This window comes from Flavobacterium sp. (assembly GCF_029945805.1).
GTDB lineage: Bacteria > Bacteroidota > Bacteroidia > Flavobacteriales > Flavobacteriaceae > Flavobacterium.
In genome coordinates this window covers 82,824-95,747 of the sequence record NZ_JAQSDH010000001.1, presented here as the reverse complement: position 1 = coordinate 95,747, position 12,924 = coordinate 82,824, and the positions used below count along the sequence as shown (strand labels likewise).

At 33.2% G+C, this 12,924-nt stretch carries 18 protein-coding genes; 8 read left to right on the top strand and 10 right to left on the bottom strand.

The annotated features are described in order from the left end of the window. Positions 1-62 precede the first annotated feature (62 nt). The 7 genes from PSU83_RS00450 to PSU83_RS00420 all read left to right on the top strand — a co-directional run bounded on the left by PSU83_RS00450 (position 63) and on the right by PSU83_RS00420 (position 4,440). The gene (locus tag PSU83_RS00450) at positions 63-821 is read left to right on the top strand and encodes a hypothetical protein (RefSeq protein ID WP_300585493.1); all 759 of its coding nucleotides are present in this window, start codon (positions 63-65) and stop codon (positions 819-821) included. A 178-nt stretch (positions 822-999) separates the two neighbouring features. After that, positions 1,000-1,401 carry a hypothetical protein gene (locus PSU83_RS00445; RefSeq protein WP_300585492.1) on the top strand — a complete coding sequence of 134 codons (402 nt, stop codon included), beginning with the start codon at positions 1,000-1,002 and terminating at the stop codon, positions 1,399-1,401. Between the two features lie 378 nt (positions 1,402-1,779). Beyond that, on the top strand, positions 1,780-2,289 hold the full coding sequence (locus PSU83_RS00440; protein ID WP_300585490.1) for a hypothetical protein: 510 nt from the start codon (positions 1,780-1,782) through the stop codon (positions 2,287-2,289). A 269-nt stretch (positions 2,290-2,558) separates the two neighbouring features. Beyond that, positions 2,559-2,873 carry a hypothetical protein gene (locus PSU83_RS00435; protein ID WP_300585488.1) on the top strand — a complete coding sequence of 105 codons (315 nt, stop codon included), beginning with the start codon at positions 2,559-2,561 and terminating at the stop codon, positions 2,871-2,873. A gap of 52 nt (positions 2,874-2,925) precedes the next feature. Then, on the top strand, positions 2,926-3,111 hold the full coding sequence (locus PSU83_RS00430; RefSeq protein ID WP_300585486.1) for a hypothetical protein: 186 nt from the start codon (positions 2,926-2,928) through the stop codon (positions 3,109-3,111). A gap of 86 nt (positions 3,112-3,197) precedes the next feature. After that, entirely contained in the window at positions 3,198-3,566 is a 369-nt protein-coding gene (locus PSU83_RS00425; protein WP_300585484.1) for a hypothetical protein, read from the top strand. A 379-nt stretch (positions 3,567-3,945) separates the two neighbouring features. Then, positions 3,946-4,440: a hypothetical protein gene (locus tag PSU83_RS00420; RefSeq protein ID WP_300585482.1), complete on the top strand. Its 495-nt coding sequence runs from the start codon at positions 3,946-3,948 to the stop codon at positions 4,438-4,440. 141 nt (positions 4,441-4,581) lie between these two features. Here the strand turns inward: PSU83_RS00420 and PSU83_RS00415 are convergent, their stop codons facing one another. The 4 genes from PSU83_RS00415 to PSU83_RS00400 all read right to left on the bottom strand — a co-directional run bounded on the left by PSU83_RS00415 (position 4,582) and on the right by PSU83_RS00400 (position 7,415). Continuing rightward, positions 4,582-5,541, bottom strand: a complete 960-nt coding sequence (locus tag PSU83_RS00415) for a hypothetical protein (protein WP_300585481.1) — start codon at positions 5,539-5,541, stop codon at positions 4,582-4,584. Between the two features lie 66 nt (positions 5,542-5,607). Beyond that, positions 5,608-6,048: a DUF1456 family protein gene (locus tag PSU83_RS00410; protein WP_300585478.1), complete on the bottom strand. Its 441-nt coding sequence runs from the start codon at positions 6,046-6,048 to the stop codon at positions 5,608-5,610. 51 nt (positions 6,049-6,099) lie between these two features. After that, positions 6,100-6,900, bottom strand: coding sequence for an alpha/beta hydrolase-fold protein (locus tag PSU83_RS00405; RefSeq protein ID WP_300585476.1), 801 nt, complete (start codon positions 6,898-6,900; stop codon positions 6,100-6,102). 17 nt (positions 6,901-6,917) lie between these two features. Beyond that, the gene (locus PSU83_RS00400) at positions 6,918-7,415 is read right to left on the bottom strand and encodes a hypothetical protein (protein WP_300585474.1); all 498 of its coding nucleotides are present in this window, start codon (positions 7,413-7,415) and stop codon (positions 6,918-6,920) included. Positions 7,416-7,568: 153 nt separating this feature from the next. Here PSU83_RS00400 and PSU83_RS00395 point away from each other — a divergent pair, with 153 nt between their 5' ends. Then, a complete protein-coding gene (locus PSU83_RS00395) occupies positions 7,569-7,970 on the top strand; it encodes an excinuclease ABC subunit B (RefSeq protein WP_300585473.1) in 402 nt (133 codons plus the stop codon). On the opposite strand, the gene PSU83_RS00390 is transcribed toward PSU83_RS00395, so the two are convergent. The 6 genes from PSU83_RS00390 to PSU83_RS00365 all read right to left on the bottom strand — a co-directional run bounded on the left by PSU83_RS00390 (position 7,967) and on the right by PSU83_RS00365 (position 12,924). After that, complete coding sequence (locus PSU83_RS00390) at positions 7,967-8,479, bottom strand: GNAT family N-acetyltransferase (protein ID WP_300585471.1); 513 nt, start codon at positions 8,477-8,479, stop codon at positions 7,967-7,969. The genes PSU83_RS00395 and PSU83_RS00390 overlap by 4 nt on opposite strands. Before the next feature lie 16 nt (positions 8,480-8,495). Next, positions 8,496-10,484, bottom strand: a complete 1,989-nt coding sequence (gene uvrB / locus PSU83_RS00385) for an excinuclease ABC subunit UvrB (RefSeq protein WP_300585469.1) — start codon at positions 10,482-10,484, stop codon at positions 8,496-8,498. Between the two features lie 83 nt (positions 10,485-10,567). Further along, a complete protein-coding gene (locus PSU83_RS00380) occupies positions 10,568-11,443 on the bottom strand; it encodes a DUF3570 domain-containing protein (RefSeq protein WP_300585498.1) in 876 nt (291 codons plus the stop codon). A gap of 21 nt (positions 11,444-11,464) precedes the next feature. Then, positions 11,465-11,770: a hypothetical protein gene (locus PSU83_RS00375; RefSeq protein ID WP_300585468.1), complete on the bottom strand. Its 306-nt coding sequence runs from the start codon at positions 11,768-11,770 to the stop codon at positions 11,465-11,467. A gap of 12 nt (positions 11,771-11,782) precedes the next feature. Continuing rightward, positions 11,783-11,992: a DUF4266 domain-containing protein gene (locus PSU83_RS00370; RefSeq protein WP_300585466.1), complete on the bottom strand. Its 210-nt coding sequence runs from the start codon at positions 11,990-11,992 to the stop codon at positions 11,783-11,785. 11 nt (positions 11,993-12,003) lie between these two features. Continuing rightward, complete coding sequence (locus PSU83_RS00365) at positions 12,004-12,924, bottom strand: FAD:protein FMN transferase (RefSeq protein ID WP_300585464.1); 921 nt, start codon at positions 12,922-12,924, stop codon at positions 12,004-12,006.

The following is a 12,924-nucleotide window of genomic DNA, read 5'->3' as shown; positions in this document are numbered from 1 at the left end:
ACAAATAGATATGAAATAAAATCAAACGGTTTTATTTTTTATCGGACAATAATGACAAAAATATGAAAAAATTAGTATTTGGCTTGATAGCTACAGTTATGATTAGTAGTTTATCTTACGGCCAAAGAAGAATAAACAAACCAAAGACAGGCTACATGGCAGTAGGAGATGTGATTGCTGGTGCTGCTTGTCTTGGATTAGGTCCTTACGGAGTACTTTGGGGCGGTTTTATGGGCTCTTGTGGTGCGGCGGTATTGTGGAATGATATGTTTAGCAGAAATACAGGTACTCATAAATTAACAGAGCCTAACGTTGTTAAAAACCCGAATAAATCATTTGATAATTATGCTTTAGTTGGTCAACTTCATAATGATTTAATGATTAAATATTGCAATCAAGATGTTGAAAATAACGTTTTTACTAAACAAAACAGGGCATCTGAGTATATTAAAGGACAAATGTTGGATTCAAAGTATTTTAATGTTACAATTTCGGACAAAGAGCAATTTGTCGAAAATTTATCTATATTTGATAATCTCTTTTACCAAATGAACCAACGCTTGGCAATTTCGGATATTGTTGACGAATTGAATAAGGTTAATAAGGCTACAGAAGAGGAGCAGGTTTTTTATAACCAGATAATCGACTTTACCTTATCAGAAAATCCAATAAAACCATCAGAAGTTTTTGAGTTCGTTAATAATCTAGAAAGTTCAATTAAAAGTTCTAATTTAAAAGAAGAGTCCAAAAGTAAATTGTTTTATAGTTTAGAAATCTTAAGATATAGTTACGCTCTATGGTACGAAAATATTCAGGAATAATTAAAAGTTTTTTATTTTTTAATATAATTTGTCTTTATTTATTCGTAAAAAAATACCCCATGATTCTTGAGGTGGTGGTTGTCGTAAATATCTCATTGATAGTATATTTATTATTGATTAGAAAGAAAGACTAAGTTACAATAACTAACGATGCTAATCTGAAGATTATATTCATATCATGAAAGCTAAAATAACTGTGCTACTTTGTACATTAAGTTACTTTTTCTCATTTGCCCAATCCGATCTCCAAACTGTCTTGAAAGGTGGTGAATTGTTAATAAGTGGTTTAACCATTTTTAAAACTAGTAAAGAAACTACTAAAAAGGATAGTAAAGTAATAGAAAGCGTTTGTGTGAAAAACAAATTGGTTGACAAAATCACTTTCAGGATTGTAGGCAAAAACGAGGAAGGAGACGAGATTAAAAAAGAACTCGTTATCCAAAAAGACGGTAAAGAATGCCTCTTTGTTTTACCAAAAGGCATTTATACATACGAAGTTGTATTGCCCAATAAAGACATTTATAAAAAAGGCGAGTACAAGTTTGTTGAAGAGGTTGTCATCACCATAAAAGATGATTAAGAAAAAAATCCTGAGTGAAAGCTCAGGATTCTTTGGTAATAACCACCAGTATTATTCAAATTTATAAAATGTACACTTTTAGTGTAACTATATAAAAAAAAAACACTTTAGATTTGAAATGTAATAATCAAGTAATAATAAGTAAATAAATTTATAGGTACTAAAAGTGACTTACCATCACCTAGTGACACAAAACAAAAAGTGCTTTTCTAATTTTTTGTTGGCAATATATAAATAAAGAAACTATTGCTTATTTTAGAGGTTTGTTATTGAGCAGTAGTACGACTAAACCAACCAAAAAAAAGCAGCCCTACCATTATAAATGTTTTCGACGACATATAGTAGGCCTGCAAATAATTAAAAATTATATACAAAAATATGAAAAAATTAATATTTGGCTTGATAGCTACAGTTATATTTGGAAATTTTTCTTACAGTCAAGATGCAGATATTGTAAATTCAAATTGTACTTTGAGAATTGGCGAAGTGGTAGGAAAAGTAGATAAAAATTCTTTTCTAATAACAATTGATAAAGAAAAATTATTAAATGATTTCTCTATTATAGCTAAAGAATCAGGTTTAAATGTAAAATATAATTTGGTAGAAATTCGTCGAGCAAATCCAGATGCAGCATCTACACTTTATGGTTTATATGGATTTAGCAATGATGGTTTTACTAATACTGCTATAAGTTTGGAATTAAATAATGGTGTTTTTTCAATTTCAAAAACTGGAGCTACAATAACATGTAGTAGTGTTGATTGTACAGGGTCTCAGTGTACAGCTATAAACACTGGAACTATATGGACATGTACAGCATGTAGTAAGAAAGGATGTTCAAAAACTACAGTAGTAGTTATTAAAAGTTTTGAAATGGAATCTAATTAATTTTCACATTAGACTTAGATATGAGGTGCTACAATTCAAAATTCAAAATCGATTTAATTTTACTAATTATTGGAATTAATTTCTTTATAATTTCTTGCAGCGAAACTAAAAACACTGTTACTAATAAAACACCTTTAAAAAGTATTCTTTTTGCTCAAATAAATCAAGATGGTATCAAGTTTGAAATTGATACCGCACAATTTAAAAGTACCGTTAGTAGCAGTGTATTCTCTGTAGATTCAAAAATACAATTTGATAAAATTGAAGTTGTGAAACAATTTACCATTGGAGAAGAAAAACAACCCTTTTATTACTTATTATTAACTGATTTTGATAAAAAAGTAAAAACTGCTAGATGGCTTGATAATGTTGCGAATTCACTGTATTTAAATCAAAATGTCAAGAAAAAAAGTGACAATTTTGAATTACTATATTTAACTTGTGCTGGAAATAAAAACTGTAACCCTAATATTTTTATTTTAGATAAAAAAAGATCTTGGATTTGTGGTGAAAACCCAAGTTGTTTAAAAGAGGGGGAAGCCCGACAGGGTTGTGATATTTATACCACTTTTATAGAACCATAATTCAAATCGTCAAACCTTAGTTGACTTTTTCTTTTAACTAAAAATATAAAAAATGAAAGTAATCTTAAAAAACACTTTTTTTCTCTATTTATTAGCTTCAAGTATAACAGGAAGCCTTTACAAAATTTTACAAAGCTTTAATAATAAAATACTAATTGAAAATGTAATTTACATTTCAGTGGCTCTGATTTTTTCTTATTTAGGTTATTTAGCAGATAAAAAAAAATTTAGTAAATAAACAGGGATCTAACTTTTTTAAGTTGTTTTTATCTGAACATTTATAAATTACTTATGTAATTTTTAACCATAGTAATAATATACATATTGTTACCAACTGGATTATTCTCCCAATCCGATTTACAAACAGTCCTAAAAGGTGGTGAACTTTTGCTAAGTGGTTTAACCATTTTTAAAACCAACAAAGGCACAACTAATAAGGATAGTAAAGTAATAGAAAGCGTTTGTGTAAAAAATAAATTGGTTGACAAAATTACTTTCAGGATTACAGGCAAAAATGAGGAAGGAGACGAGATTAAAAAAGAACTCGTAATCCAAAAAGACGGTAAAGAATGCTTATTGGTATTACCAAAGGGCATTTATACATACGAAGTTGTATTGCCCAATAAAGACATTTATAAAAAAGGCGAGTACAAGTTTGTTGAAGAGGTTGTCATCACCATAAAAGATGATTAAGAAAAAAATCCTGAGTGAAAGCTCAGGATTCTTTGGTAATAACCACCAGTATTATTCAAATTTATAAAATGTACACTTTTAGTGTAACTATATAAAAAAAAAACACTTTAGATTTGAAATGTAATAATCAAGTAATAATAAGTAAATAAATTTATAGGTACTAAAAGTGACTTACCATCACCTAGTGACACAAAACAAAAAGTGCTTTTCTAATTTTTTGTTGGCAATATATAAATAAAGAAACTATTGCTTATTTTAGAGGTTTGTTATTGAGCAGTAGTACGACTAAACCAACCAAAAAAAAAGCAGCCCTACGATTATAAATGTTTTCGACGACATATAGTAGGACTGCAAATAATTAAAAATTATATACAAAAACATGAAAAAATTAGTATTTGGGTTACTAGCCACAATAATTTTGGGATGCGTAGGAAATGCGCAAATAACAGAAAAAAAAATTGGTATAAAGGAAAACGATGTATACAAGATAACCGTTGATGAAAGTTTTTTAAAGAAAATTTTGGAGGAACAATTACGAAAAGATAAAAATGATGTTGTTTTAACGAAATTTGAAATAATTAAAGATGTTTATGAAAATAAAACTTCTGATGAATATTATATTTTGTTAGCTCAAAACGAATCAGGCAGTACTAAAATTGCTTTTGTTTTGCAATTAAATTCTAAAGATGAGTTTGTAGTATCTCTTAAAGATGATGTTTTATTAAGAGGTACATGCACTTGTAGTGGGTGTACTAGAGGTTGTAATCCAAAACGTGAGATTGATTCTGATAAAGAAATAGTTTGGAAATGTAGTGCTTGTAGTAATCGTGGAACATGTACCAAGTCTGTCACCGTATCATCAACTGTAGACTAAATTTTCTCGTATAACCAGAGATTTCGGTTTTGAATTTGGTAAAGCTATAAATTAATTAGTTTTGGTTTTATTTTGAAACTTCAACAAAGAAAGTTTCATTAAGCCTTAATGTAACTTAATACCTTAATGGTTTTATATATTTTACAACTTTGCCAACCAAAGTGAAGCATTAATGTGTAACGCAGCATGTGAAGGGAGTTCCGTCCAACCTGGATAAAGTATATCTCCACTTGATCCGGTTCCGTCATCGGCCGGTGAGCTATCTCCAATAGCAACAATTCTTCCTGTTCCGAAAGTAGCTGTAGCGCACATTATATTTGAACTTCCTTGTGAAGAAGTTCCTCTCCAAATTAATCCTTGAGCTGTTGCATTTGCGACTGTGCTTATCGACATTGATGCTCCCGCTGAATATTTTAATTGTGTGACTGTTCCTTGAGAACCATTCAAAATAGGATTAGTTATAACACTTAATCGGTTTGAACTAGTTTCAGAAAAATTATTCAAGGTGATCGTCACTCCAAATGGATTTGCTTTTACGGTATTAGTCGACATCAAGTCATTCCAGATTTTCGGAGAATCCCAACCGTCATTATTTCTATCGGAAACGGTATGGTCTGAAATCATAAACAAACCACCTCCGTTTTGAACAAATTTTAAGATGGCAGTTTTTTCAGCTGCAGTAAATCGGATATTTGGTTCATCAACAACAAATACATCATATTTTTTTAAATCTTGTGCCCCAGTTCCTCCATAAGTAATAGCAGTTCCAGATGGTAAAGTTTCTACAGTATGTCCTAGTTTGGCTAAAGCAATTCCCCAAGCAGACAATCCTCCACGCCAAAAACTTTCAGGAGTACTAGCAGTTACATTCGATTGTATGGGTGTTGGAAAACGTTGTGGAGAAGTATCAGCATCTAAAATCCAATCGGCATTTCCTGCAGTTTCGGCTTTGGTAGCATCAAATAAAAATTTCTTTGAAATTGCTGTAGTAATTGCAGCTGTTGTTGCGGGTTTTGATGTAGTCTTTGTGTCATTTTCATTATCACATGAAAAGGTTATAATTGCTAAACTAGCAATTACAATTTTACTAAATAAATTCATTTGTTTTTGGTTTGGTTAATTGGTATAAAAACAAGTAAATATATACTTTACCCTAATAGAAATAAATTATTTTTTATTCTTCCCGTTTTTGAACTGCACTTTTTCAACTACCTGTACTTTTGGAGCTTGTTTTTTATCCTTAGGATTGAAAGGTTTCTTCTTAGAATCCGTTTTTGGCTTTGGCTTAAATTCAGTATCGGGCTTAAAAGTTGCTTTTGATTTTTCGGCAACATTTTTCCGAACCACTTCCTGATTTTGACGAATAACATCCATTGCATTTTTTGGATTTTCCTTTGTGCCACGAAGATGGATCACCAATCCGTTAAGGAAATTGCGCAATACTTGGTCGCCACATTCCATAAAATCACCATGATCTTCACTTCGGAACAGATTTCCAATTTCACCTTTCGACATTCTAAAATCTACCAATTCTAAAATTTCTACAATTTGGTCATCACGCAATTGAAGTGCTACACGTAGTTTTTTAAAAATGTCATTATTATTCATGTCTCAAAGTTTTAAATTGTATTTCGTACGTTGTATATCTTAATGCGCACTCTAGAAGAGCCAAAGGTACGCCTTTTTGAAGTTTTCACGCCACATTTTTTCGTTGTGCTGTCCACCTTTGACGATCACTTCTTTGTTAAGTTTCTTGCATTCGCATCGTTTGGTATTTACCCAATGCGCTATATTTTTCATGTCTGGAATCACATCAGCATCGCCTTCATTATCCCCGCATAGAAAATAGATTTTAGTATCAAAGTCTTTTGTTTTGGCCAACAAGTCGTTCATTTCTTTTCGTCCAAACCAAAAAGAAGGCGAGAAGCAACCCACTTTTCCAAAGACTTCTGGATATTTTATAGCGGCATAAAAGGAAACCAATCCGCCAAGGGAACTTCCGAAAATAGCGGTATTTCTTTTATTAGTTTTGGTTCGGTAAGTCGAATCCACTTTTGGTTTTAAAGTTTTAACAATAAAATCGAGATAATTATCTGCACTTCCGCCACCGTATTTTTCATTTTTGAACGGCGTAAGTTCGTCAATGCGTTTGTCGCCGCCATGTTCAATTCCGATTACGATGGCTTGTGCATTGATGCTATCTAAGGTTTCGTCAACATTCCATTCGCCTACGTAAGAAGTGGTTGCGTCAAACAAATTTTGAGCATCGTGCATGTAAATTACCGGATAGTTTTTGGTAGAGGTCGTATAATTTTTCGGAAGGTAAATCCAAATCTTTTTGGTCGTTTTTAACTGTGGTGCATCAATAGTAAAGGTAGAAACCTGTTTACTAGCGGTACTTTGTTGGGCATTGGTATCCCAAAAAATAAGTAACAGTAGGATCGAAAGAAATTGTTTCAAGTGGCAGATTATTAAATTTAGTCTTCGGGTTTGAGTTCCTCCGTATTTTTATCTTCCTTTTTACTTTTTTTATCTTTCTTGTCGCCTTTTTTCTTTTTGCTGTCCTCAATTAAAGCTTTGTATTTTTCTTTTTGTATTGGATTTAGATACGAATTTACAAGTTTATCTGTTCGCTCCATCATTGAAGTTATTTCTTTAGATTTTTCATCATCAGAAGTTTCTTTTTTGATTACAATATCAATATTCTTATTATTTTTTTCAATTTCATTCTGGATAGCAATCATTTGAAGCTCATCTAGAGTGAGTTCTTTCTTTAACTTTTCCATGAATTTATTCAGTTGTTCTTTTTTGTTACTCTCAATTTCAGCTGGAGATGATGTTGGTGGAGCAGAATAGGTTCTGCCAATATTGCGATTTACACCATAATTTTTAGTATACATATTGTTGCCGTATTGTGCAAATGCTCCGGCAGTTGTAAAAAGTATACTGAGTACAAATATTTTGAAAGTTTTCATGAATTCAAATTTATGATGGTGTAAAAGTAACTAAAAATTCTTTTTTGGCTCTTTTAAACTGCTTAATGAACGATTAAAATTAGGATTTCAAATCAATAAATTTTTGTCTTTTCACAAAAAACTATATTTTAGCTGAAAAATAACCGATACTAGATGAACGATTACCAACAAAAATTAGCGCTTTTATCCGAAATGATCGCTTTTTCTGTTATTGATGGACGACTGCACGAACGAGAATACCTTTTTCTGTCTATGATATCAGAGGAACTTCAAATTGATAAAAACAATTTCAAAAATCTTTTTCATCAAGAAGAATATCCAGCAGTTATAAAATCTGAATTTGAAAGAGTACAACAATTTTACCGTTTGGCATTGCTTATGCATTGTGACGGAGTTTTGCACGAACGAGAACAAAATAAAATTCAAGAAATAGGGATCAATATGGGCTTGAATCCTCATGCAATAAAACGTGTTTTGAAAGCTATGGAAGCTTCACCAACTAAAATGATTTCTCCTGATTTTTTATTGGAAGTTTTTCAGGAGCAATTGAATTAAATAATACGTAACGTTTTTTCAAAAGCTTTACGAATTCCGCCTCTGAAACTAACTTCACCACAAAAAGAATAACCTAACTTTTCAAAAATGTTCAGCATCGCATTATTGTCAAAATTAGTATCCACTTTGATGCTGAAGATGTGGTTCTGAATGGCAACTTCTTCAGTAAAATGCATTATTTTTTGCGCCAAACCTTTACCAATATAATCATCCGAAATCGCAAGTCGGTGGATAACTGCAAATTCTTCATTGGTAAGCCAAGTTCCTTTTAAATCCTCATAAGCCGGTTCGTCATTGAATATAATCGCAGTGTATCCAATAATTTGAATACCTTCAATTAAAACATAACCGTTTCCTTGTTCAATATCGTTCTCAATCAAAGTTTCATTAGGATAGCCATCTTGCCATTGGGTACTTCCATCATTTTTTCTTCGTAAAATAGCTTGTTTTATAATTTCCCAAATCTTAGGAAGATCAGTAGGGTTAGCTACTCTGAAAGTGTAATTCATCTTTTAATAGTTGCTGTTAAATTCGGTCTTGCAAGCTCTTAATCTCATCACGAAATTTCGCTGCTTGCATAAAATCTAAATCTTTAGCCGCTTTTTCCATCGATTTTCGTGCATCACGAATTTTCTTTTCAATTTCTGGCTTGGATAAATACAAACTTTCTGGTTCAGCGGCTTTCGCAATTTTATCCTCAAAATATTGAGTAGAAACCGAGTTGTTACCCAAAGCACTTCCGAGACTTTTCTTCAAAGCTTTCGGTTCTAATCCGTGTAGCGTATTGTATTCCATTTGCTTTCCGCGACGGTAATTGGTGTCGTCAATGGTTTGCTGCATGCTTTTGGTAATCTTATCCGCATACATAATGGCTTTCCCGTTTACGTTTCGGGCCGCACGACCCACTGTTTGTGTTAATGAACGATGACTTCTTAAGAACCCTTCTTTATCGGCATCCAAAATCGCAACCAAGGAAACTTCGGGTAAATCTAAACCTTCACGCAATAAATTCACGCCAATCAAAACATCAAACAACCCTTTTCGCAAATCCTGCATGATTTCCACACGCTCCAAAGTATCCACATCGGAATGAATGTAACGACATCGGATCGAAACTTTGGCTAGATATTTCGTCAGTTCTTCTGCCATACGTTTCGTTAGGGTTGTTACCAAAACTCTTTCGTCGGCTTCACATCGAACTTGAATTTCTTCAATTAAATCGTCAATCTGATTCAAGCTTGGACGCACTTCAATAATGGGATCCAATAATCCGGTCGGACGAATGACTTGCTCAACAAATATTCCTTCTGATTTTTCCAACTCGTAATCTGCTGGAGTAGCCGAAACATAAATTACTTGATTCTGCATTCCTTCAAATTCCTCAAACTTCAACGGGCGATTGTCCATAGCTGCCGGCAATCGGAAACCATATTCAACTAAGTTTTCTTTCCGACTTCGATCTCCGCCATACATCGCATGAACTTGTGAAATCGTTACATGACTTTCGTCGACAACCATCAGATAATCATTCGGAAAATAATCCAACAAGCAGAAAGGGCGCGTTCCCGGAAGACGTCGGTCTAAGTAACGTGAATAATTCTCAATTCCTGAACAATAACCTAATTCTCGTATCATTTCTAAGTCGAAATTGGTTCGTTCTTCCAAACGTTTTGCTTCAAGATGTTTTCCAATTTCTTTAAAATAATCAACTTGTTTTACCAAATCCTGCTGAATTTCCCAGATTGCGCCTTGCAAAACATCCGGAGAAGTCACAAACATATTTGCCGGATAAACATTCAGTTTGTTAAACTTTTCGAGAACTTTGGATGTTTTGGAATCAAATGATTCTATTTCTTCAATTTCATCTCCAAAAAAATGAATGCGATACGGTTCATCACCGTAGCTTGGATAAATATCCACGGTGTCACCTTTAATTCGGAAGTTTCCGGGTGTAAAATCAGCTTCCGTTCTGGAGTATAAACTTTGTACTAATTTGTGTAATAATTTAGTTCGCGAAATGATTTCACCTTTGGCAATCGAAACGACATTTTTTTGAAATTCAACTGGGTTTCCAATTCCGTACAAACACGATACCGAAGAAATTACAATGATATCACGACGCCCCGAAAGTAGGGCAGAAGTAGTACTCAAGCGCAATTTTTCTAGTTCTTCGTTGATAGATAAATCTTTCTCAATGTAGGTTCCAGTAACAGGAATAAAAGCTTCCGGTTGATAATAATCGTAATACGAAACGAAATATTGCACTGAATTCTCAGGAAAAAACTGCTTAAATTCCGAATACAATTGTGCCGCTAGTGTTTTATTGTGCGCCAGAACCAACGTTGGTTTAGACACATTTTGAATCACATTAGCAACTGTAAATGTTTTCCCCGAACCCGTAACTCCGAGTAAGGTTTGGTATTTTTCGCCATTGACAATTCCCGCGGAAAGTTTCTCAATAGCTTGCGGCTGATCGCCAGTAGGGATATAATCGGATACGACTTGGAATTTCATTTTTTTGAATAAAAGCAAAGTTACGAAGTTAAAAGTTTACATTATTATACTTTTAACTTCGTCTTATATTTTAAATTACACGCCTATTTAAATTGCAGCGCCAACGTAATGATGTGTGAATTCAAGCCATTATTTCGGGTATAATAACCGTACCGCAATTCCAAACTATGAATGCGTTTGATGTTAAAAATGCCTTTATCACTATCGGTTAAATGATAGCCTAATCCAATCATATTGCTGCTGAATTTAGATAAATCATAATCGCTGGTGTAATATTCAGTATTTTCTTGGTGCTGATAAATGGGCTTAAAGTACTTCGCTTCGCTTTGTGCATAAAATCGATACGGCAATGATACGGATGAAAATGCAGTTAACTTTATGCTTGGTTCAAAACTGAACGTATGCGAGTTGATTCCCCAATTATCATAATAATATCGGTAAAAGGTACGCATCACAATGCGATCCGTTACGAAGTAATTTGCTCTTAAACCAACAGGAATTTTAAATCGAGTGGAAGGTAATTTTTCTGAGTTTACAGATAAGTCATCAAAATACACTCGGTTAAATTTGGTTGCCAATAAACCTTCTTGGTAACCAACATCCGCTAAAAGTGCAATTTGGAAATTCTTATTAATAACTTGCGATAACGTAAAGCCTAAATTATAGGAAGTTCTCGGTTTGGTATCCAAATGATTAGCTTCATTATCGGATGGATTATTCCGAAGTTCTATTGGTAGAATAACTTTCCAAGTGTCAAAAAAGGCCATTCCTTTAACCGAAAATTCTCTGTTGTTATCTTTTGAAATTTTGGTGTATCCGATATTGCCTCCTATTGAAGTGTAATCATACTCGGCTGAGAAAGAAACACCGGCATTCATGCTATACTTTTTTTCTACATTTCGATAACTGTAATCCGCTGACGGATATATTCTGATGTCTTGATAAGAAGCAGAAGTAATTGTGCTCGGATCAATATTGTCTTAGGACGCCGACGTATAACTGTCGACACCCAAACTTAAATCAAAGCTGTGAACGTTATTCTTTTTGTCTTTTTTTGATAAAATGACTTCAAGAGTGGTTGCGACATCGGTTAGTTTTTCGGTTCCAACGCCTCCGGTTACTGCCGAATTATTTCCGTCTTGTTTATAATAACTCGAAACGAAATTGATCTCTTCAATTTTCAGTTTTTGCTTCTTATAGTTTTCGGATAGTGTATCGTTTTGTGCTTTTGCCTGAAACGAAAACAGAACGGCGAGAAATGCCACAGAAATTACTCTTTTTTTCATTTTTTCAGATTATTAATTACAACCACAACCACCGCCAGTTTTTCCGCCATTTGCACCGGAACTTCCTTCTCGGTAAAGTTGAAAAGTGTTTTCAAATTTTTCCGTTTTTTTTGATGTTAATACCATTTCGGCATCATTTATTTTTGCTTTTTGGTATTCTTTAACTGGCTTGCACGAAGTAAGCGAAGAGAGTACAACCACGATTAAAAAGATTTTTTTCATAAGTATGCAGTTTAGGTAATAGTGATATTTTTCGAAAAATAGGTTTTGTCATGATCATCAATAATGATACAGCCTATGGTTTTTAATTGGTTGATGAAATCCATTCCGACGTCAATTCCCATAACAGTCACAGGCGTTGCAAGGGCATCAGCGATTTCGGCATTATCAGCAATAATAGTTACACTTTTTATTCCCGAAACTGGAAAACCTGTTTTCGGATCGATGGTATGCGAGTATCTTTTGTTATTAATCAGTACAAATTTTTCATAATTTCCAGAAGTTGCGACTGCTTTATCGGTAATTTTAAAGGTAGAGAAAAGTGTTTTTTTCTGATTGGGATCAGCAACGCCAATGGTCCATGGTTCACCATTTTCTTGATAACCCCAAGCGGATAAATCTCCGGAAGCATTTACGATTCCGTTTTTGACTTTATTTTCTACTAATGTTTTCTTTGCCATTTCAGCAGCATATCCTTTTCCGATTCCACCAAAACCAATCCGCATGCCCTTATTTTTTAGAAATACAGTTTGATTGTTTTCATCCAAAATAATATTCTCATAATTAATCAAAGCGACCGATTTTTTTGCAGTTTCAGCATCGGGTAACGAAGTCATATTCATATCAAAATTCCAAAATCGTTTGTCAATGCTACCATAACTCAAATCAAATGCGCCTTGGGTTATTTTAGAAATAAATTGACTTCTTTTAATCAATTGAAAAACTTCTTCATTTACTTCTACGGGATGCATTCCGGCATTTTGATTTATATGATACGTGACGCTTTTTTCTGAAAAGGTTGTCAACAACCCTTCAATTCTTCTGATTTCTTCGATTGCAATTTCAAAAAGTTCCTCACTTACAACCGCATTTTGCTCAATCAAAGTGAATTCAAATTGATTTCCCATTAGGCGCGTTTGTTTTTTGAATTGCAT

Bases quoted from the DNA above. Each gene is read 5' to 3' on its own strand.
- PSU83_RS00450 (WP_300585493.1), top strand. From the start codon at position 63: ATGAAAAAATTAGTATTTGGCTTGATAGCTACAGTTATGATTAGTAGT.
- PSU83_RS00445 (WP_300585492.1), top strand. From the start codon at position 1,000: ATGAAAGCTAAAATAACTGTGCTACTTTGTACATTAAGTTACTTTTTC.
- PSU83_RS00440 (WP_300585490.1), top strand. From the start codon at position 1,780: ATGAAAAAATTAATATTTGGCTTGATAGCTACAGTTATATTTGGAAAT.
- PSU83_RS00430 (WP_300585486.1), top strand. From the start codon at position 2,926: ATGAAAGTAATCTTAAAAAACACTTTTTTTCTCTATTTATTAGCTTCA.
- PSU83_RS00420 (WP_300585482.1), top strand. From the start codon at position 3,946: ATGAAAAAATTAGTATTTGGGTTACTAGCCACAATAATTTTGGGATGC.
- PSU83_RS00415 (WP_300585481.1), bottom strand. From the start codon at position 5,541: ATGAATTTATTTAGTAAAATTGTAATTGCTAGTTTAGCAATTATAACC.
- PSU83_RS00410 (WP_300585478.1), bottom strand. From the start codon at position 6,048: ATGAATAATAATGACATTTTTAAAAAACTACGTGTAGCACTTCAATTG.
- PSU83_RS00400 (WP_300585474.1), bottom strand. From the start codon at position 7,415: ATGAAAACTTTCAAAATATTTGTACTCAGTATACTTTTTACAACTGCC.
- PSU83_RS00395 (WP_300585473.1), top strand. From the start codon at position 7,569: ATGAACGATTACCAACAAAAATTAGCGCTTTTATCCGAAATGATCGCT.
- PSU83_RS00390 (WP_300585471.1), bottom strand. From the start codon at position 8,479: ATGAATTACACTTTCAGAGTAGCTAACCCTACTGATCTTCCTAAGATT.
- uvrB (WP_300585469.1), bottom strand. From the start codon at position 10,484: ATGAAATTCCAAGTCGTATCCGATTATATCCCTACTGGCGATCAGCCG.
- PSU83_RS00375 (WP_300585468.1), bottom strand. From the start codon at position 11,770: ATGAAAAAAAGAGTAATTTCTGTGGCATTTCTCGCCGTTCTGTTTTCG.
- PSU83_RS00370 (WP_300585466.1), bottom strand. From the start codon at position 11,992: ATGAAAAAAATCTTTTTAATCGTGGTTGTACTCTCTTCGCTTACTTCG.
- PSU83_RS00365 (WP_300585464.1), bottom strand. From the start codon at position 12,924: ATGCAATTCAAAAAACAAACGCGCCTAATGGGAAATCAATTTGAATTC.